The 17,890-nt window shown below is 62.9% G+C and carries 19 protein-coding genes and 1 other RNA gene; 6 read left to right on the forward strand and 14 right to left on the reverse strand.

What is annotated here, in order from left to right; all coding sequences use genetic code 11:
- The first annotated feature begins 33 nt into the window (after nt 1-33).
- Both ruvB and A9762_RS00075 read left to right on the forward strand, forming a co-directional pair.
- Entirely contained in the window at nt 34-1,107 is a 1,074-nt protein-coding gene (ruvB, locus tag A9762_RS00070) for a Holliday junction branch migration DNA helicase RuvB (RefSeq protein WP_069340019.1), read from the forward strand.
- 95 nt (nt 1,108-1,202) lie between these two features.
- The gene (locus A9762_RS00075; protein ID WP_069340415.1) at nt 1,203-2,189 is read left to right on the forward strand and encodes an oxygenase MpaB family protein; all 987 of its coding nucleotides are present in this window, start codon (nt 1,203-1,205) and stop codon (nt 2,187-2,189) included.
- A 61-nt stretch (nt 2,190-2,250) separates the two neighbouring features.
- Here the strand turns inward: A9762_RS00075 and A9762_RS00080 are convergent, their stop codons facing one another.
- The 4 genes from A9762_RS00080 to tyrS all read right to left on the reverse strand — a co-directional run bounded on the left by A9762_RS00080 (nt 2,251) and on the right by tyrS (nt 5,543).
- Complete coding sequence (locus A9762_RS00080; protein ID WP_069340020.1) at nt 2,251-2,970, reverse strand: histidine phosphatase family protein; 720 nt, start codon at nt 2,968-2,970, stop codon at nt 2,251-2,253.
- Between the two features lie 43 nt (nt 2,971-3,013).
- A complete protein-coding gene (locus tag A9762_RS00085; RefSeq protein ID WP_069340021.1) occupies nt 3,014-3,640 on the reverse strand; it encodes a YbhB/YbcL family Raf kinase inhibitor-like protein in 627 nt (208 codons plus the stop codon).
- Between the two features lie 152 nt (nt 3,641-3,792).
- Nucleotides 3,793-4,272 (reverse strand): D-aminoacyl-tRNA deacylase, encoded by a 480-nt coding sequence (gene dtd / locus A9762_RS00090; protein WP_069340022.1) that lies wholly within the window; start codon nt 4,270-4,272, stop codon nt 3,793-3,795.
- 26 nt (nt 4,273-4,298) lie between these two features.
- A complete protein-coding gene (gene tyrS, locus A9762_RS00095) occupies nt 4,299-5,543 on the reverse strand; it encodes a tyrosine--tRNA ligase (RefSeq protein WP_069340023.1) in 1,245 nt (414 codons plus the stop codon).
- Between the two features lie 202 nt (nt 5,544-5,745).
- On the opposite strand from tyrS, the gene A9762_RS00100 reads away from it, so the two are divergent.
- Together A9762_RS00100 and A9762_RS00105 are read left to right on the forward strand one after the other, a co-directional pair.
- Nucleotides 5,746-7,116: a M23 family metallopeptidase gene (locus tag A9762_RS00100; protein ID WP_069340024.1), complete on the forward strand. Its 1,371-nt coding sequence runs from the start codon at nt 5,746-5,748 to the stop codon at nt 7,114-7,116.
- 122 nt (nt 7,117-7,238) lie between these two features.
- Nucleotides 7,239-8,381, forward strand: a complete 1,143-nt coding sequence (locus A9762_RS00105; RefSeq protein WP_069340025.1) for an anhydro-N-acetylmuramic acid kinase — start codon at nt 7,239-7,241, stop codon at nt 8,379-8,381.
- A gap of 98 nt (nt 8,382-8,479) precedes the next feature.
- Here the strand turns inward: A9762_RS00105 and erpA are convergent, their stop codons facing one another.
- From erpA to rplM, 4 genes are all read right to left on the reverse strand, one after another.
- Nucleotides 8,480-8,845 carry an iron-sulfur cluster insertion protein ErpA gene (erpA, locus tag A9762_RS00110; RefSeq protein WP_039396169.1) on the reverse strand — a complete coding sequence of 122 codons (366 nt, stop codon included), beginning with the start codon at nt 8,843-8,845 and terminating at the stop codon, nt 8,480-8,482.
- A 97-nt stretch (nt 8,846-8,942) separates the two neighbouring features.
- Nucleotides 8,943-9,986, reverse strand: a complete 1,044-nt coding sequence (argC, locus tag A9762_RS00115) for an N-acetyl-gamma-glutamyl-phosphate reductase (protein ID WP_069340026.1) — start codon at nt 9,984-9,986, stop codon at nt 8,943-8,945.
- Nucleotides 9,987-10,168: 182 nt separating this feature from the next.
- Complete coding sequence (gene rpsI, locus A9762_RS00120; protein WP_069340027.1) at nt 10,169-10,564, reverse strand: 30S ribosomal protein S9; 396 nt, start codon at nt 10,562-10,564, stop codon at nt 10,169-10,171.
- Between the two features lie 10 nt (nt 10,565-10,574).
- Nucleotides 10,575-11,003 carry a 50S ribosomal protein L13 gene (gene rplM, locus A9762_RS00125; RefSeq protein ID WP_010805091.1) on the reverse strand — a complete coding sequence of 143 codons (429 nt, stop codon included), beginning with the start codon at nt 11,001-11,003 and terminating at the stop codon, nt 10,575-10,577.
- 639 nt (nt 11,004-11,642) lie between these two features.
- Here rplM and A9762_RS00130 point away from each other — a divergent pair.
- Nucleotides 11,643-12,065, forward strand: coding sequence for an OsmC family protein (locus A9762_RS00130; RefSeq protein WP_069340028.1), 423 nt, complete (start codon nt 11,643-11,645; stop codon nt 12,063-12,065).
- Nucleotides 12,066-12,136: 71 nt separating this feature from the next.
- On the opposite strand, the gene rnpB is transcribed toward A9762_RS00130, so the two are convergent.
- From rnpB to pyrC, 3 genes are all read right to left on the reverse strand, one after another.
- Nucleotides 12,137-12,546, reverse strand: an RNA gene (gene rnpB, locus A9762_RS00135) — RNase P RNA component class A.
- Between the two features lie 150 nt (nt 12,547-12,696).
- A complete protein-coding gene (locus tag A9762_RS00140) occupies nt 12,697-13,536 on the reverse strand; it encodes a DUF3025 domain-containing protein (protein WP_069340029.1) in 840 nt (279 codons plus the stop codon).
- Nucleotides 13,537-13,583: 47 nt separating this feature from the next.
- Complete coding sequence (pyrC, locus tag A9762_RS00145) at nt 13,584-14,621, reverse strand: dihydroorotase (RefSeq protein ID WP_069340030.1); 1,038 nt, start codon at nt 14,619-14,621, stop codon at nt 13,584-13,586.
- Nucleotides 14,622-14,824: 203 nt separating this feature from the next.
- On the opposite strand from pyrC, the gene A9762_RS00150 reads away from it, so the two are divergent.
- On the forward strand, nt 14,825-15,655 hold the full coding sequence (locus A9762_RS00150; protein ID WP_069340031.1) for a class II glutamine amidotransferase: 831 nt from the start codon (nt 14,825-14,827) through the stop codon (nt 15,653-15,655).
- Between the two features lie 75 nt (nt 15,656-15,730).
- On the opposite strand, the gene A9762_RS00155 is transcribed toward A9762_RS00150, so the two are convergent.
- Genes A9762_RS00155 through A9762_RS00165 form a run of 3 tightly spaced genes read right to left on the reverse strand, consistent with a single transcriptional unit; the run spans nt 15,731 to nt 17,873 of the window.
- Nucleotides 15,731-16,456: an amino acid ABC transporter ATP-binding protein gene (locus A9762_RS00155; protein WP_069340032.1), complete on the reverse strand. Its 726-nt coding sequence runs from the start codon at nt 16,454-16,456 to the stop codon at nt 15,731-15,733.
- Nucleotides 16,453-17,133 carry a glutamate/aspartate ABC transporter permease GltK gene (gltK, locus tag A9762_RS00160; RefSeq protein WP_069340033.1) on the reverse strand — a complete coding sequence of 227 codons (681 nt, stop codon included), beginning with the start codon at nt 17,131-17,133 and terminating at the stop codon, nt 16,453-16,455. The genes A9762_RS00155 and gltK overlap by 4 nt, the downstream gene beginning before the upstream one ends.
- Nucleotides 17,133-17,873 (reverse strand): amino acid ABC transporter permease, encoded by a 741-nt coding sequence (locus A9762_RS00165; protein ID WP_069340034.1) that lies wholly within the window; start codon nt 17,871-17,873, stop codon nt 17,133-17,135. The genes gltK and A9762_RS00165 overlap by 1 nt, the downstream gene beginning before the upstream one ends.
- Nucleotides 17,874-17,890 lie beyond the last annotated feature (17 nt).

Here is a 17,890-nt window from a genome sequence, read left to right on the forward strand (position 1 = left end):
TCGATCGACCGTCCGAAGCGCTACAATGCAGCCATGATCGAAACCGACAAACTCGCCGCCGAGCGCATCATCGCGCCGACTCCGGCCTCGCCCAACGAAGAAGCCTTCGAGCGCGCGCTGCGCCCCAAGCTGCTCGACGAATACGTCGGCCAGCGCAAGGTGCGCGACCAGCTCGAAATCTTCATCGAAGCGGCTCGCAAGCGCTCGGAACCGCTCGACCACGTGCTGCTTTTCGGCCCGCCGGGTCTGGGCAAGACAACGCTCGCCCACATCATCGCCCGCGAAATGGGCGTGCATCTGCGCCAGACCTCCGGGCCGGTGCTCGAGCGTCCGGGCGACCTTGCTGCCCTGCTGACCAATCTCGAAGCGAACGACGTCCTGTTCATCGACGAAATTCACCGGCTCTCGCCGGTCGTCGAGGAAATCCTGTACCCCGCGCTCGAGGACTACCAGATCGACATCATGATCGGCGAAGGTCCGGCGGCGCGCAGCGTCAAGCTCGATCTTCAGCCGTTCACGCTCGTGGGGGCGACGACCCGCGCCGGCATGCTGACGAACCCGCTGCGCGACCGCTTCGGGATCGTGGCACGGCTGGAGTTCTACTCGGCGGAGGAACTCGCCGGCATCGTGCGTCGGTCGGCGGGCCTGCTTGGCGCCGTGATCGCGGACGATGGCGCGTATGAGATCGCCCGCCGCGCGCGCGGCACGCCGCGTATCGCCAACCGCCTGCTGCGCCGCGTACGCGATTACGCCGAAGTGCGCGCCGACGGTCGCATCACGGCAGCCGTTGCCGATGCTGCGCTGTCGATGCTCGACGTCGACGCGGTCGGTTTCGATGTGATGGACCGCAAGCTTCTCGAAGCCGTGCTGCACAAGTTCGACGGCGGCCCGGTCGGCGTCGACAACCTCGCCGCCGCCATCGGCGAGGAGCGCGACACCATTGAAGACGTCATCGAGCCGTACCTGATCCAGCAAGGCTTCCTGCAACGCACGCCGCGCGGACGCGTCGCCACGCTCGCGGCCTACCGCCACTTCGGCCTCGCCGCCCCCGGCAGCGCACCGGAGAGCGGCTCGCTGTGGTCACCGGACACGACGACGGGCAAGTAAACGACGAGCTGCAAACGCTGACCTGCCTGATTCACCGATTCACCGACTCATCGATACGTCCGCCACGACGTCTCATCGACCGACCATCGCCCATCATGGCTTCGCACGACGACCTGCCCACACCGCCCCCGGCAACGCCCCTGCGGCCCGCCGGGCCGGTGACGGGCGTGTCGGGACGTCTGCGGCACGCCATCGCCATGCGCCTCGTGAGCCTGACCTCAGGCCCCGGCGCGCCCCGTCTGAACTACGACACCCCTGACGGCGATCCCGGCCTTTTCGGCCCCGATGCCGCCTGCTGGCACGTGCACGGCGATTTCACGTCGATGATGATCGGGGGCGTGAGCGCCCTGCTGCTGCAATCGCTGCATCCGCTTGCGATGGCTGGCGTCTGGGATCACTCGACGTTCCGCGAGGATGTGATGGGGCGTCTGCGCCGGACCGCCACGTTCATCGGCGGCACGACCTTCGGCAATACGGCCGATGCCGAAGCACTGCTCGAACGCGTGCGGCGCATCCATCTTCAGGTCAAGGGCACGGCGCCGGACGGACGCTCTTACGCAGCCTACGACCCTGCATTACTGACGTGGGTCCATGTCGCCGAGACGTCGAGCTTCCTGCGCAGTTATCTCGTCTACAAGCATCCCGCGTTCTCACGCAGCGATCAGGATCGGTATTACGCGGAAGTGGCACGCATCGCGATCGCGCTCGGCGCGCGCGACGTGCCGACGAGCGTGGCGCAGATCGACGACTATCTCGAATCGATGCGCCCGTCGCTCGTCGCCAGCGAACGCACGGCGGAAGTCGTGCGCGTGCTGCGCAACTTGCCCGCGCCGTTCGCAGGCGCTCGCGTGTTCAGTGGATTGTTGTTTCGCGCGGGCATCGATCTGCTGCCCGACTGGTCACAGACGATGCTCGGCTTCGACGACCGAGCGACGCTTCGCCGCCTGACGGTGCGGCCTGCCGTGCGTCATATGGCGCAGGTCGCGCGCTGGTCGATGCGCAACAGCGTGGCGCATCGCGCACGGCGCCGTGCGCTCGCTACCCCAGCGGTCGTCGTCACGACACCCTCGCTGGAGCGCTAGGTTGGCGCGCCGGGTTAGTCCGTAAGCCCGCCCGCCAGCCCGTTAGACGCACCTCAACGCATCACACCACTCGCGGGTCGACGCGATCGCCCGCGGCGACTTCGACCGGTTTGTCATTGCTTTCATCGCGCACGGCGTCGTCGAGATGCGTGACGTCTCCCCAGCTCAGCACCTGCCACCGCTCGCCGTCGTACGCCAGACGGTTCACGCTCGCATTGAGCAACGGGTACGCGCGCGGCTCGGTCAGTGCGAGCCCCGTCGCCAGCCGATAGCAGCAGTCCAGCACCCCGCCATGCGCGACGAGCGCCACACGCTGGCCGGCATAGTCGCCCAGCAACTGCGTGACGAAATCGGTGATGCGCGTGTAGAAACCACGCATCGATTCACCATCAGGAATCGTGAAGTCCGGATCGCGGGTCTGCCAACGGGCGTAGTCCTGCGGAAAATCCGCCTGAATCTCATCGGGCACGCGCGTCTCGAAAACGCCGTAATGACGCTCCCGAAGACGCGCCGTGCGCACGAGCGGCAAACCACACGCCTGCGCGACGGGCTCTGCCGTCTGCACCGCGCGCTGCAAGTCGCTCGTCAACACGTGATCGAACACACTGCCATGCGCCGTCACCTCACGCGCAATCCGCTCCCCAAGCAACACCGCCTGACGCTCGCCCTCGGCCGAGAGCGGAATGTCGGTGTGCCCCTGAATCCGTTTGACACGGTTCCAGTCGGTTTCGCCGTGGCGAATCAGGGTGAGCGTAGTCGTCGTGGCGGTCGTACGGGTCATCGATGGCAATTACGTTGGATGATGAAAAACCGGCGGCTCGCCTTCAGAGCGCCTTCGGGTTGAGCGTGTAGGTGCCGGTCACGCTGGCGCTGCCCAGCACGTGCGGCTTGATCGCGGCGAGCACGTCGTTGCCGTCGAAACGGCCGTCGAGCGGCACGCGGGCCACATCGAGCGCATAGACGGTGAAGTGATAGTGGTGAACGATCGTGTCGTTCCACGGCGGGCACGGGCCGTCATAGCCGTAGTAGTCGCCCTTCATCGAGTCGTCGCCGGCGAACCAGGCGGTGTAGTCGTTCACGCCGTGGCGCATGCCGTCGAGCGCGTCCGGGCCGAACTTGCCGCGCGGCGTGACGTGATTGCTGTGGCTCGCTGCCGGGATCTCGCTGGCCGATGCAGGCACGTCGACGAGCACCCAGTGGAAAAAGTCGACGCGCGGCAGATCCGCCGGCACTTCGCGACCTTCCTTGTTGACGTCATCGCCCTGACTCGGCACGTCGCTGTCGGTACAGATCACGACAAACGAACGCGTACCGGCAGGCGCATCGGACCAGGCGAGATGGGGATTCTTGTTCTGCGACAGTGCGACGTGCGACTGTGCGTCCGGTTTGCCGAAGGCGAATTGCGCGTCGATCGCGGCGTTGTCGGCAAACGAGTCACTCCAGACTTTCATCAGATACTCCCAAGCTGTGAATGTGTGATTTCGGAACCCGACGACGGTATCACACCGTCACGAATCGCGTGCGGTCAGCCCGAGACTTCAGGACGATTCCGAGCGATTTTCGGGATGACGAGAGATCGGGCGATCGGGAGATGCCAACGATGTCAGGCAGCGTCCGGCGACGTTCGGAGCCAGAACGTCACCGGCCCGTCGTTGACGAGCGAGACGCGCATGTACGCCCCGAATTCACCGGTTTGCACGATGGGATGGCGCGCAAGCGCCTGCGTCACGAAATGATCGAAGAGACGTTTGCCGTCGGCCGGGCTGGCCGCAGGCGTGAAACTCGGACGCGTACCGCTGTTGGTATCGGCCGCGAGCGTGAACTGCGAGACAAGCAGCAAACCGCCCGCCGTGCCCGTGCCGTCGGTCTTGCCGTCGAGACTGGACACGCTGCGGTTCATCTTGCCCGCCTCGTCGGAAAACACGCGGTAGCCGAGCAGCTTCGTGAGCAGCTTGTCTGCGCTCGCCTCGGTGTCGCCGCGCTCGGCACACACGAGCGCGAGCAGCCCCGGGCCGATCGCGCCCACGGTGCGGCCATCGACCGTCACCGCGGCTTCGAGCACACGCTGAATGAGCGCGATCATCGCAGTCCTTCAGGAAGCGCCGACGCTCAGGCGAGCGTCACGCGCGCAAAGCGGCGCTTGCCCACTTGCACGACGTAAGTCCCGGCGTCGATCTTCGCGCCCTTGTCGGACACGACTTCGCCATCGATACGCACGCCGCCCTGTTCGATGTTGCGGTTGGCTTCCGACGTCGACGGCACGAGTCCCGCCTGCTTGAGCAGTTGGGCAATGCCCAGCGGTGCGCCATCGAGGGAAACTTCCGGAATATCGTCCGGCACGCCACCCTTGGCGCGCGCATTGAAGTCTTCGAGCGCACGCTCGGCGTCGGCCTGCGAGTGGAAGCGCGCCACGATCTCCTGACCGAGCAGCACCTTCACGTCGCGCGGGTTGCGGCCGCCTTCGACGTCCTTGCGCAGTTGGGCGATCTCTTCGAGCGAGCGGAACGACAGCAGCTCGTAGTAGCGCCACATCAGATCGTCCGAGATGCTCATCAGCTTGCCGAACATCTCGCTCGGCTTCTCGCTGATGCCGATGTAGTTGTGCTTGGACTTCGACATCTTCTCGACGCCATCCAGCCCTTCGAGCAACGGCATCGTCAGAATGCACTGCGGCTCCTGACCGTATTGCTTCTGCAATTCACGGCCCACGAGCAGGTTGAACTTCTGATCCGTGCCGCCGAGTTCGAGATCGGACTCCAGCGCGACCGAATCGTAGCCCTGCATCAGCGGGTAGAGGAATTCGTGGATGGCGATGGGCACGCCGCCCTGGAAACGCTTCGTGAAGTCTTCACGCTCGAGCATGCGCGCCATGGTGTAGCGCGAGGCGAGCTTGATCATGCCGTCCGCGCCCAGCTTCATCGACCATTCGCTGTTGTAGCGGATTTCGGTCTTTTCACGGTCGAGCACCAGTGCCGCCTGCTCGAAATACGTCTTGGCGTTGGTCTCGATCTGCTCGCGCGTGAGCGGCGGACGCGTGCTGTTGCGGCCCGACGGATCGCCGATCAGCGAGGTGAAATCGCCGATCAGGAAGATGACGGTATGCCCCAGATCCTGCAACTGGCGCATCTTGTTGAGCACCACCGTGTGGCCGATGTGAATGTCGGGCGCGGTCGGATCGAGACCCAGCTTGATGCGCAGCGGCTTGCCCGTCGCTTCGCTGCGAGCCAGCTTCTGCAGGAACTCCTCTTCGACGAGCAGTTCGTCGCAACCGCGCTTGGCAATGGCCAGGGCAGCGCGTGCGGCATCGGTCACGGGGTACTTCTTTTCCGAGGTGAGTGCGTGTTCACTTGTCATAACATCATTGTCCAGACTGCGTCGGGGGTTTCCCCTTATCCAGTCAGTAAAGGCGGAGGCAGCGGCGGGTCTGCTATAATTGCCGCTCAATTCTCGGCTCGGGCCGAAGCGACGCCGGGTTGCCCCGGAATTTCCGGCAGGCAATCTCGAAGCGTGTCGCTCCGCCCGGGCTTTTTTCGTAAGTTGCGCAGAATTTTACGTGATGTGGCCAAAACTCCGTGATTTTTTTGCGCGTGAACTGCTGACCCTGATCGATCCCACGCAGCCGAAGCACCGTCGCAGAAAGGTGCAAATCGTGGCGACGGTCGGTTCGGCCCTGACGTTGGGAATGGTGACCGCTTTCGGCGTGGCACCGATGGTGCCGGATTCGGTACGCAACGGCGCGAGCGTGACTTTGCCGCTCACCTTCCCCGACCTGGCCAAACAGATCCAGCAGCTCGACGCGCAATCTCAGACCTTTATTCATCAAGTGGCGCTACGGCGCGGCGAAACCCTCGGCGACATGCTCTCGCGGCTGTCGATCCAGGACCCCGCTGCCGAGAAGTTCATTCGTGACAATGCCGTCGCCCGGCGTCTGATCGGCGTGCCCGCAGGGCAGGTCGTGCAGGCCGAAACCGACGACGACGGCAAGCTCGTCACGCTCTCCACCGTGCTCTCGACCGGCAGCGCCGCGGCCCAGCAACTGGTGATCGAGCGTAACGACGCCGGCCGTCTGAACGCCCGCATGGAGCAGTTGGCGAACGACACCGAGTGGGCCATGCGCTCCGGGGCGATTGCCGGCAACTTCTTCACCGCGATGGACGATGCGGGCGTGCCCGATGCCGTCGTCGCGCAGATGGTGAACATCTTCTCCGGCGTGATCAACTTCCAGCGCGACGTGCGCCGTGGCGATCGCTTCCGTCTCGTGTACGAAGTGGTCAAGCAGCAGGACCGCACCGTGCGCACCGGCCGCGTGCTCGCCATCGAGTTCATCAATCAGGGCAAGACGCATCAGGCCATCTGGTACGCCGATCCGCAAGGAACGTCAGACGGCGCGTACTACGGCTTCGACGGCCGCAACCTGAAGCAGGCTTTCCTGCGCACGCCGGTCGAGTTCTCGCGAATTTCGTCGGCGTTCGGCGGACGTGAGCACCCGTTCCAGCACAAGTGGAAAAAGCATGAAGGCGTGGATCTCGCAGCGCCTGTCGGCACGCGCGTCTTTGCCGCCGGTGACGGCGTGGTGAAGTTCGTCGGCACGCAGAACGGTTACGGCAATCTGGTCGAAATCGAACACGCGGGCAGCTACGAAACGCGCTACGCCCATCTCTCCGGCTTCGGCCAAGGCATGAAACCCGGCACGCGTGTCACGCAAGGTCAGGTCATCGGCTTCGTCGGCCAGACGGGCTGGGCCACCGGCCCGCACCTGCACTACGAACTGCGCCTCAAGGGCGTGCCGCGCAATCCGTTCGCAACGGATGTCGCGGCCGTCGCACCGCTCTCGGGCAATCGCCTGAAGCTGTTCGACATGTACGCCGAAAACCTGCTCAAGCGCATCGATCTGATGCGCACGGTACAAGTCGCCGAGCGCGATTAAGGTATGCTGGAGGCCGCACTGTGCGGGGTTGCGCGTGATTCACGCGCCTCCCCGTGCGGTGCGCTTTACCAAGAGACCAAGGGAATCCCCCTTCCGGCTCCTAGCTCGATCGCGTTGCGCACATGACCGACACCCGCCCCACCACCACCGCCGCACCCGCTCACTTCATCGGCCTGATGTCTGGTACGAGTCTTGATGGCGTCGACGGCGTACTTGTCGCCGCTGCCGACGGCCGCGTGCTTGCCGAGGCCTACCTGCCGTTCCCGAACGAATTGCGCGAGACGCTGATGGTGCTGCAAGCGCCCTCCGAGAACGAACTGCATCGGGAAGCCCTGGCGGCGAACGCGTTGGTGCGCATCTATGCGGAGTGTGTGCACAAACTGCTCGGGACCGCCGGACTGTCGGCGGCCGACGTGACGGCCATCGGCGCCCATGGGCAGACGATCCGGCATCGCCCCGGCGAATTCGACGGCATCGGCTACACACGTCAACTCAACGCCCCGGCGTTGCTCGCAGAGCTGACCGGCATCGATGTCGTCGCGGACATCCGCAGCCGCGACGTCGCGGCTGGTGGACAGGGCGCACCGCTCGTACCTGCCTATCATCAGGCCATGTTTTCCAGCGACGGCGAGACGCGCGTCGTATGCAATCTCGGCGGCATCAGCAACGTGACGATTTTGCCTGCGGCGTCGCTGGGACAACCGGTTTATGGCTTCGATTGCGGCCCCGGCAATGCGCTGCTCGACGGCTGGGCGGCCCGTCACATCGGTCAATCCTATGACGACGGCGGCGCGTGGGCCGCGACCGGGCGCGTCGACAACGCCCTGCTCGGCGCCCTGCTCAGCGAGCCTTACTTCCGTCAGACGCCCCCGAAAAGCACCGGCCGCGACCTCTTTCATGCCGCGTGGCTCGATACGCATCTCGCACGCTTCCCAAAGGTGTCGCCGGTGGACGTACAAGCCACGCTCGTCGCGCTCACAGCGCAGTGTGTCGCGCACGACGTGCTGCGCTACGCCCCGGACTGCAAGGGCTTCTACGCCTGCGGCGGCGGCACGCGTAACCAGACGCTCATGCAGGCCATCGCGGCACGCCTGCCGGGGGTGACGGTGGCGACGACGGAAGCGCTCGGCGTTCCCCCGCATCAAGTCGAGGCGCGCGCCTTCGCATGGCTCGCCGAGCGCTGTGTGGCGCGCCAGCCGGGCAACCTGCCGTCCGTGACCGGCGCGAAGGGCCTGCGCATTCTCGGTGCGATCTATCCGCGTTGAGCGCAGCGTCGGGCGCAAACGATCATCGGCCGCTGTAAACGAGAAAAGGACCCTTTCGGGTCCTTTCTCTTACTACCATCGAACTGACGTCGCTTCGCTCAGACCGAGAACGAGGAACCGCAGCCACAGGTCGTGGATGCGTTCGGGTTCTTGATCACGAACTGTGCGCCGTTGATGTCTTCCTTGTAGTCGATCTCAGCACCGACGAGGTATTGATAGCTCATCGAGTCGATCAACAGCGACACGCCGTTCTTGTCGAGCACGGTATCGTCTTCGTTGACGTCTTCATCGAAGGTGAAACCATACTGGAAGCCCGAGCAGCCGCCACCCTGCACGAAAACGCGCAGTTTCAGGTCGGGGTTGCCTTCTTCGTCGATCAATTGCTTGACCTTGTCCGCAGCGCTGTCGGTAAAGACCAGGAATGCGGGCATTTCCGTGACGGCGTCCTCAAGCAGTGCGCTCATCGCAAATCTCCATAAATCGGTTTGGTGTCATTCTAGCCCTATTCCTAAATTCGTGCCGATGGCCGGAAAATCAAGGGCTTAGTGACGATAAATACCGTTACGGCAGTACGGGAATATGGGTCAGACCCATGTTCTCCGGCAGGCCGAACATCAGGTTCATACATTGCACGCCCTGGCCGGACGCGCCCTTGACCAGGTTATCCTCGACCACGAGGATCACCAGCATGTCTTCATTGTTCGGACGATGCACGGCCATGCGCACGTAATTCGACGCACGCACCCAGCGCGTTTCCGGCATCGAGCCGGCCGGGAGCACGTCCACAAACGGCTCGCCCGCGTAGTACGTCTCGAACAGCGCCTGGAAATCCGTATCGCGCGCTTCGGGCAGAATCGTCGCGTACAGCGTCGAATGAATGCCGCGAATCGTCGGCAGCAGGTGCGGCACGAACGTCAGGCCCACGTCGTAACCGGCGATCGCTTCGAGACCCTGTTTGATTTCCGGATGGTGGCGATGGCCCTTCACGCCATACGCCTTGAAGTTGTCGGCCGTCTCCGCGAGGATCAGCGACGTCTCGCCCTTGCGACCGGCACCGCTCGCGCCCGACTTGGCATCGGCGATCAGGTGCTTCGGATCGACCAGCTTGCGACCGCCGGCAAACAACGGCGCGTAGCCCAGTTGCACAGACGTCGGATAGCAACCCGGCAGACCGATCACGCGTGCGCTCTTGATCTTGTCGCGATTGATTTCGGGCAGGCCGTAGACCGCTTCTTCCAGAATGTCCGGACAGGCGTGGGGCATGCCGTACCACTTCTCGAACGTGGCGATGTCCTTCAGGCGGAAGTCGGCGGCGAGGTCGATCACGCGCACGCCGGCGGCCAGCAGCTCGCGGGCCTGAGCCATCGCCACACCGTGCGGAGTGGCGAAGAACACCACGTCGCAATCGGTGAGACGGGCATCGTCGGGCGTGCAGAACGCCAGGTCGACACGGCCTCGCAGGTTCGGATACATATCGGCGACCGGCGTACCCGCTTCCTTGCGCGAGGTAATTGCCGTCAACTTCACTTCCGGGTGCTGCGCCAGCAAACGGAGCAGCTCCACACCGGTATAGCCGGTGCCGCCTACGATACCTACCTTGACCATGTCCTACCCCTTTCAATCGGAACCGCGATTCTATCAAGCTTCCACGACACTTGTGGGACGGTGACGCAGCACGCGCGATGCACGGCCGACGTCTCGCCGCTCGCCCCAAAAATGCGAAAAGGCCGCACGAGGCGGCCTTTCCTTGCATCCACCGAAGTGGATGCCCACAAGCACTCGGGCGATTAACGCTTCGAGAATTGCTTACGGCGGCGGGCTTTGTGGAAGCCAACCTTCTTACGTTCGACTTCACGGGCATCGCGCGTAACGAAGCCTGCGTTCGACAGCGACGGCTTGAGCGTCGCATCGTAGTCGATCAGTGCGCGGGTGATGCCGTGGCGAACCGCACCGGCTTGACCCGTTTCACCGCCGCCCGACACGTTGACCTTGATGTCGAACGTTTCAGCGTGGTTGGTCAACTCGAGCGGCTGACGAACGATCATCAGCGACGTTTCGCGAGCAAAGTACTCTTTGATCGGCTTGCCATTGACGATGATGTCGCCCTTGCCAGCCTTGATGAACACACGAGCAACAGCGCTCTTGCGACGGCCGGTGCCGTAGTTCCAATCGTTTTTGTACATGGCGTGGCCCTTAGATCTCGAGCGACTTCGGTTGCTGCGCTTCGTGCGGATGATTGCCGTCGGCGTAAACCTTCAGCTTCTTGATCATCGCGTAGCCCAGCGGACCCTTCGGCAGCATGCCCTTGACCGCCTTCTCGAGCGCACGGCCCGGGAAACGCTCTTGCATCTTGCCGAACGTGGTTTCGTAGATACCGCCCGGGTAACCCGTGTGACGGTAGTACTTCTTGTCAGTTTGCTTTGCGCCCGTGACTTTCAGCTTGGCAGCATTGACGATGATGATGTAGTCACCAGTATCAACGTGCGGCGTGAATTCAGGCTTGTGCTTGCCGCGCAGACGGCGTGCCACTTCGCTGGCGACACGGCCGAGGACTTTGTCCGTCGCGTCAATCACAAACCATTCGCGCGTCACCTCTGCCGGCTTAGCGGAAAACGTCTTCATGATCGATCCAAATAAAATGCGTTTGCCCCATTAACACCAACTTCCTGCTTGTCTGCCGGCCGCGTCCTGGTGACTCGAGGTCACATGGCGCAGTCCTGTGCTTGCAGGCTCTCCCTGATGCTTTTTCCGTGGGGTATTTCCGGAAAAGCCGTTGATTATACAGAAAAATCACCCTTCCGGTAAACGGCGTTTCCGGCGGCACAAAAAAAAACCCGAACCTCAAGGGGTCCGGGTTAAATCCACCAAAGGAGGAGGGTGGAGGAGACACTTGCAGCGTTGCTGTGAAGCACAACAACCAATGACTGCAGTGTAGCAAACGGATTGTTGCGATGCAAGAAAATTTATAGTGCGAAATGCAACACCATAATATGAAATGCCAACAAAACAGGCAAATCAAATAAATTCACATATAAATCAAATACTTGCGTCGTTAAAAAATCGTGACCAAGCGCCACCACTAGAGCCCAAACCCTAAATTTAGGGTTTATCCCCCTCAAAACCCGATCAAAAAAGCGCCAATATTGCGATGCAGCAACCTGATCCGCAAATCGCGGTAATCCAGGTTCGCGGCGGCATCGTACGCAGGTTCGCGGAAGCCGCTACAATTTTTGCTTGAATGGGATATCGGGGTTTCAAATCATGGAATGCAAGGTTAGCTGGATGGGCCCGGGTGGCATGTCCTTCATCGCACAGACGGGTAGCGGACACATTGTCGCGATGGATGGCGCACCGGAAGGCGGCGGTAACAATCTGGCGCCGCGTCCGATGGAGATGCTGCTGGTCGGCACCGGCGGGTGCACCGCGTACGACGTGGTGATGATCCTCAAGAAGAGCCGTGCCGACGTCAAGGATTGCAGCGTCACGCTCAAGGCCGAGCGCGCCAGCGAAGATCCGAAGGTCTTCACGAAGATTCACTTCCACTTCACCGTGACGGGACGCAACCTGAACCCGAGCGCCGTGGAGCGCGCCGTTAACCTGTCGCACGACAAGTACTGCTCGGCGTCGATCATGCTCGCCAAGACGGCGGAGATCACCCACACCGTGGAAATCGTCGAAGGCTGAACGGCCGCCCCGTTGCGGGCGACGTCAGAAGCGCAAAAGGCTCCCTTGCGGAGCCTTTTGCATTTGTTGGGATGCAGAGCCGGCCGATAAGCCGGATTCTGTGAACGCGACTCGCGCCGCGCCTGACAATCATTCCTCTAGGCGACGCATCACTACGCCGCTCAAGCTTCCTACCCGCAGGCTCCCGGGGGCCCCGTTGCCGACACACGCACGAGGCGCATGCCGTTCACCTGCCTATTTGGAATTGCTCCGGGTGGAGGTTACCGTGCCGTGTGCGTTGCCGCACGCCGCGGTGCGCTCTTACCGCACCGTTTCACCCTTACCTGATCCCCTGGCTTGCGCCAGAGGCCATCGGCGGTCTGTTCTCTGTTGCCCTGTTCCGCGTCTCGCGACGGATGGCCGTTAGCCATCACCCTGCCCTATGGAGTCCGGACTTTCCTCCCCCTCCTCGAAAGAAGGCGGCGATTGTCTGGCCGACTCTGCGGGCCGAAGTGTATCACGGGCCTTCCTGTCGACGCCGGGACATTCCGGTCCCTCCGTCATGTGCGCAGTGAAACGATCTGCGCGACAGAAAATTGTCCGACCCGCGTTCGACCCGCGTTCGACCCGATATCGCGCCCGCACCCTCCGCTCAGCGCTTTTCCCGCCGTCCAGTCCGGAAGACCGACACATCCCGATAGAAGGACGGATCCTCGTTCTGCGGCCACCAGCCCGGAATGCCCAGTACGGGCAACGGCGCGAAGTCGCGTGTCGTGAGGGGCGCGTTCGCCAGCGTCGGGGCGATCCGGGCGTCCAGCCAGGCGCGCCGCGTCATCGGCGACCAGCCGAAGTAGTCCGCCGGAACCTCGACGATCCACGCGTGCGACGTGACCGACTTGTAGGGCGCAACCAGTTTTTCCAGCAATGCGTGCCCGAACGGCTGAACCTCGCACGCCCGCCCCCATTCGGCGCGACGCGTCACGAACAGCGTGTGCCAGTCGAATGCTCGCAGCACCGCCCCGAGCGACGGATCACTGCACGCAAAGAGCACGGCGTTCTCGTCGAACAAGGTTGCCGCGTCGCGCGTCGTCCCGCGGCTGGCCTGTACGCCGTCGACGGCAATCGCCGCCGCCTGACGCGCATTGAGCGCCGCCTTGCCGCGCGGGTACGTCAGCCAGATCAGCGCATTGAAGAAATCGTGGAGGTTGTGGCGTGTCGGCACGCCGCCCGTCTGCGCAATGAACGCCTCGTAGGCCGTCTGTGCGGGCAAATCCTCTTGCGCGACGAAGCCTAGCGCCTGCCCTTGCCCGCTGACCAGCCCGGCATCGCTGGCCTGCATTGAAAGCGCATGACGCCAATCGTCGCCAGCCAGCGCGTCCTGTGCGCGCGCCGCTACCGCATCGAACCACGGCGCTCGCCAGTCGATTTCCGGGAGCGCCGGAGCCCCATCGGGCGCCGACGTCCCGGTCGATTGCGGCTTCAAATCCATCATCTGACGATCATTCAGCGCAGCGTCTGGCGAGTACGCCGGATGACACCTTAGCCCTTGAGCTTCCAGCCGATGACTTCACCGGCGCGCAGCGGCACGACGGTTTCGTCGCCCATCGGCAGTTCGGCGGGCAGTTCCCAGTCTTCACGCACCAGCGTGACCTTGTCGGTATTGCGCGGCAGTTCGTAGAAGTCCGGGCCATAGAAGCTGGCGAACGCTTCGAACTTGTCGAGCGCGCCGGCCTTGTCGAACGCCTCGGCGTACAGTTCCACGGCGTGCAGTGCCGTGTAGCAGCCAGCGCAACCGCAAGCCGCTTCTTTCACGCCACGTGCGTGCGGCGCGCTATCGGTGCCGAGGAAGAAGCGCGGGCTGCCCGACGTTGCGGCCTTCACAAGGGCTTCGCGGTGCGTCTCGCGCTTGAGGACCGGCAGGCAGTAGTAATGCGGACGGATGCCACCGGTGAAGATCGCGTTACGGTTGTACAGCAGGTGATGCGGGGTAATCGTGGCGGCGATGGGCCCTTCGGCTTCGGCGACGTACTCGGCGGCGTCCTTCGTCGTGATGTGCTCGAACACGACCTTCAGCCCCGGGAAATCACGGCGCAGCGGCGACATCACGCGGTCGATGAAGACCTTTTCACGATCGAAGATGTCGATGTCGGCGCTCGTCACTTCACCGTGCACCAGCAGCGGCATACCGACTTCCTGCAACGCTTCGAGCGCGCCACGGCACTTGGCCAGGTCGGTCACGCCGGCGTCGGAGTTCGTCGTGGCACCGGCCGGATAGAGCTTCACGGCATGCACGAAACCCGATGCCTTCGCGCGGCGGATCTCCTCGGCAGGCGTATTGTCGGTGAGGTACAGCGTCATGAGCGGCTCGAACGTGTTGCCGGCCGGGCGTGCCGCGAGAATGCGCTCGCGGTACGCCGCCGCGTGTTCGGTCGTGGTGACCGGCGGCTTGAGGTTCGGCATGATGATCGCGCGGCCGAACTGGCGGGCGCTGTCGGGCAGCACGCTCTTGAGCACGGCGCCATCGCGCACGTGCAAGTGCCAGTCATCGGGACGGGTGATAGTCAGTTCGGTGGTCATGGGCGTTTTCCGGGGGCTGGAGGGACGACTAGCCCATGCGAGCGTGGTGGCGAAGTGCGAAGTAGTGACGCGTCGACGCGACGGACTGCCTGGGCGGGAATGTACGTGCACAGAGGCGGGTGCTATGCTTCTGTAACCCCATATTGTAACGGTTGCGGCGCTCAGACACGACGTGCGCAGCCAATCTTCGATTCGCCCGTCCCATGTGCCAGCTGCTCGCAATGAATTGCGCGGAACCGACCGACATCACGTTCTCATTTACCGGTTTTGCGGCGCGTGGGGGCGGCACGGATCACCATGCCGATGGCTGGGGTATCGCGTTTTTCGAGGACAAGGCCTGCCGACTTTTCATCGACCATCAGGCCGCGGCGAACTCGCCGATTGCCGAATTGGTGAAAAAGTACCCGATCAAGTCCAAAAACGTCATCGCGCACATCCGCAAAGCGACGCAAGGCATCGTTGAGCTGGAGAACTGCCACCCGTTCCAACGCGAACTGTGGGGGCGTCACTGGATCTTCGCCCACAACGGCGATCTGCACGACTACGACCCGTTTCTCTCGGGCGTCTACCAGCCGGTCGGAACGACGGACAGCGAGCGCGCCTTTTGCGACATCATGCAGGGCCTGCGCAAACGCTTCCCCGGCTCGCAACCACCGCTGGACGAACTCTTTCACGCCGTCGAAGACATTACGCGCACGATCACGCGTCACGGCGTATTCAACTTCGTGCTCTCGAACGGTCAGGCGCTCATCGCGCATTGCTCCACCCGTCTGCACTTCATCGCGCGCCAATGGCCGTTCACCAAGGCGCACCTGATCGACGCCGACTGGGAAATCGATTTCGCGAAGTTCACGACCCCGGCCGACCGCGTCGCCGTGATCGCCACCGCGCCGCTGACCGACAACGAGGTCTGGACGACGTTCGAGCCGGGCGAGCTGATCCTCTTCGAGAAAGGCGCGCCGACGCTGCGTGCCGTGGTGCCGATTCCGGAAGCCGTGCGGCTGCGCAACGCCCAGAACACCGCCTGCCAGTAACCCTGTAGCCCTGGCGGCGCCCATAAAAAAAGCGTGCCCGAAGGCACGCTTTTTTCGTTCCGACGCTGAAAACGATCAGTGCAGGATCTTGGCCAGGAAGTCCTTGGCGCGATCCGACTTCGGGTTCGCGAAGAACTCGTCCTTCTGGTCGTCTTCGACGATGATGCCCTGATCCATGAAGATCACGCGGTTCGCGACCTTCTTGGCGAAGCCCATTTCGTGCGTGACCACCATCATGGTCATGCCTTCCTGCGCCAGTTCGACCATCACGTCGAGCACTTCGTTGATCATTTCCGGGTCGAGTGCCGAGGTCGGCTCGTCGAACAGCATGGCGATCGGGTCCATGCACAGGGCACGGGCGATAGCCACACGCTGCTGCTGACCACCCGAGAGCTGGCCCGGGAACTTGTGCGCATGCGCCTTCAGGCCCACGCGCTCGAGCAGCTTGAGGCCCTTGTCGCGCGCCGCGTCCTTGCTGCGACCCAGCACCTTGACCTGCGCGAGCGTCAGGTTTTCGGTAATCGACAGGTGCGGGAAGAGTTCGAAGTGCTGGAACACCATGCCCACGCGCGAGCGCAGCTTGGCCAGGTTCGTCTTCGGATCGGCGACCGAGGTGCCATCGACGATGATCTCGCCTTGCTGGATCGGCTCCAGACCGTTCACGGTCTTGATGAGCGTGGATTTGCCCGAGCCCGACGGCCCGCACACCACCACGACTTCACCCTTCTTGACTTCAGTGGAGCAGTCCGTGAGCACCTGGAACTGGCCGTACCACTTGGAGACGTTTTTCAGGGTAATCATTTCGCCAACCTCTTTTGAAGACGTTTAACCAACATCGAAACCGTGAAGCAGATCACGAAGTAGACCGCTCCGGCAAACACAATCATGGCAGGCAGCGTGCCGTCACGCTGACCGACCGAGTACGCCATGCCGAAGAAATCGGACAAGGCAATCGCGTACACGAGCGAGGTATCCTGGAACAGAATGATGCCCTGCGTAAGCAGCAGCGGCACCATGTTGCGGAACGCCTGCGGCAGCACGACGAGGCCCATCGCCTGCCAGTACGACATGCCCAGCGCAAATGCGGCGGACATCTGGCCACGCGACACGCTCTGGATACCGGCGCGGATGATTTCCGAATAATACGCCGCTTCGAACAGCGAGAAAGCCACGAGCGCCGAGACCATCCGGATATCCCACGTCGGCGGCACGTCCAGCAGCGAGCGCAGCACTTGCGGCACGATCAGGAAGAACCACAGCAGCACCATCAGCAGCGGGATCGAACGGAACACGTTCACATACAGATCCGCAAACCACTTCAGCGGCGCCACGCCCGACAGACGCATCATCGCGAGCAACGTGCCCCACACGATACCGACGACCACAGCCAGCGCCGTGATCTGCAACGTGGTGACCATGCCCTTGACGAGCAGCGGCATTGCGTCGATAGCGCCGCCCCATGCGAAGATCTCAAGCATTATTTGCCCCCGATGTAGCCCGGCAGGCGGGTCTTGGCTTCGATGAAGCGCATGAGCACCAGCACCGCGATATTGATGATCATGTACGCGATCGTCACAGCAATGAACGACTCGTAGCTATGTGCCGTGTAATCGATGAGCTGTTTGCCCTGGCCCGTCAGTTCCAGCAAGTTCACGGTCGAGATCACGGCCGAGTTCTTGAAGATGTTGACGAATTCCGACGTGATCGGCGGGATCACGACGCGGAAAGCCACCGGCAGCAACACGAAACGATAGGTCTGCGGGAGCGTGAGGCCCATCGCCAGACCGGCATTCTTCTGCCCCTTGGGCAGCGAATTGATACCGGAGCGCACCTGCTCGCACACACGGGCCGCCGTGAACAGACCCAGGCCGATCACACCGGTGAGCAACGAAACGCTCGCGGGATTGAGCGAGAACAGCCACTGGCGAACCGCTTCCGGCAGGAAGTCGGGGGCCACGTAATACCAGAAGAACAGCTGCACCAGCAGCGGGATGTTCCGGAACAACTCGACGTAGGCCGCCGCAAATCCGGAAATCCATTTGTTCGGAACGGTGCGCATCACGCCGAGCACGGAGCCGACGACAAGCGCAATAATCCAGCCACCGATGCCGACTTCAAGCGTGAGCTTGAGCCCCGAGAGCAGCCACCCGAAGTAAGTGGTGTCCTCGCCCGTCGATACCGGCTGGAAGAAAAAACTGAAATCGAGACCGAGAGCCATGATCTCCCCTCTTCTAC

This window comes from Pandoraea sp. ISTKB, assembly GCF_001721285.1.
GTDB classification, from domain to species: Bacteria; Pseudomonadota; Gammaproteobacteria; order Burkholderiales; family Burkholderiaceae; genus Pandoraea; species Pandoraea capi.

What these genes read in the sequence shown, in the direction of transcription:
- ruvB (WP_069340019.1), top strand. Translation starts at nt 34, where the DNA reads ATGATCGAAACCGACAAACTCGCCGCCGAGCGCATCATCGCGCCGACT.
- A9762_RS00075 (WP_069340415.1), top strand. Translation starts at nt 1,203, where the DNA reads ATGGCTTCGCACGACGACCTGCCCACACCGCCCCCGGCAACGCCCCTG.
- A9762_RS00080 (WP_069340020.1), bottom strand. Translation starts at nt 2,970, where the DNA reads ATGACCCGTACGACCGCCACGACGACTACGCTCACCCTGATTCGCCAC.
- A9762_RS00085 (WP_069340021.1), bottom strand. Translation starts at nt 3,640, where the DNA reads ATGAAAGTCTGGAGTGACTCGTTTGCCGACAACGCCGCGATCGACGCG.
- dtd (WP_069340022.1), bottom strand. Translation starts at nt 4,272, where the DNA reads ATGATCGCGCTCATTCAGCGTGTGCTCGAAGCCGCGGTGACGGTCGAT.
- tyrS (WP_069340023.1), bottom strand. Translation starts at nt 5,543, where the DNA reads ATGACAAGTGAACACGCACTCACCTCGGAAAAGAAGTACCCCGTGACC.
- A9762_RS00100 (WP_069340024.1), top strand. Translation starts at nt 5,746, where the DNA reads ATGTGGCCAAAACTCCGTGATTTTTTTGCGCGTGAACTGCTGACCCTG.
- A9762_RS00105 (WP_069340025.1), top strand. Translation starts at nt 7,239, where the DNA reads ATGACCGACACCCGCCCCACCACCACCGCCGCACCCGCTCACTTCATC.
- erpA (WP_039396169.1), bottom strand. Translation starts at nt 8,845, where the DNA reads ATGAGCGCACTGCTTGAGGACGCCGTCACGGAAATGCCCGCATTCCTG.
- argC (WP_069340026.1), bottom strand. Translation starts at nt 9,986, where the DNA reads ATGGTCAAGGTAGGTATCGTAGGCGGCACCGGCTATACCGGTGTGGAG.
- rpsI (WP_069340027.1), bottom strand. Translation starts at nt 10,564, where the DNA reads ATGTACAAAAACGATTGGAACTACGGCACCGGCCGTCGCAAGAGCGCT.
- rplM (WP_010805091.1), bottom strand. Translation starts at nt 11,003, where the DNA reads ATGAAGACGTTTTCCGCTAAGCCGGCAGAGGTGACGCGCGAATGGTTT.
- A9762_RS00130 (WP_069340028.1), top strand. Translation starts at nt 11,643, where the DNA reads ATGGAATGCAAGGTTAGCTGGATGGGCCCGGGTGGCATGTCCTTCATC.
- A9762_RS00140 (WP_069340029.1), bottom strand. Translation starts at nt 13,536, where the DNA reads ATGATGGATTTGAAGCCGCAATCGACCGGGACGTCGGCGCCCGATGGG.
- pyrC (WP_069340030.1), bottom strand. Translation starts at nt 14,621, where the DNA reads ATGACCACCGAACTGACTATCACCCGTCCCGATGACTGGCACTTGCAC.
- A9762_RS00150 (WP_069340031.1), top strand. Translation starts at nt 14,825, where the DNA reads ATGTGCCAGCTGCTCGCAATGAATTGCGCGGAACCGACCGACATCACG.
- A9762_RS00155 (WP_069340032.1), bottom strand. Translation starts at nt 16,456, where the DNA reads ATGATTACCCTGAAAAACGTCTCCAAGTGGTACGGCCAGTTCCAGGTG.
- gltK (WP_069340033.1), bottom strand. Translation starts at nt 17,133, where the DNA reads ATGCTTGAGATCTTCGCATGGGGCGGCGCTATCGACGCAATGCCGCTG.
- A9762_RS00165 (WP_069340034.1), bottom strand. Translation starts at nt 17,873, where the DNA reads ATGGCTCTCGGTCTCGATTTCAGTTTTTTCTTCCAGCCGGTATCGACG.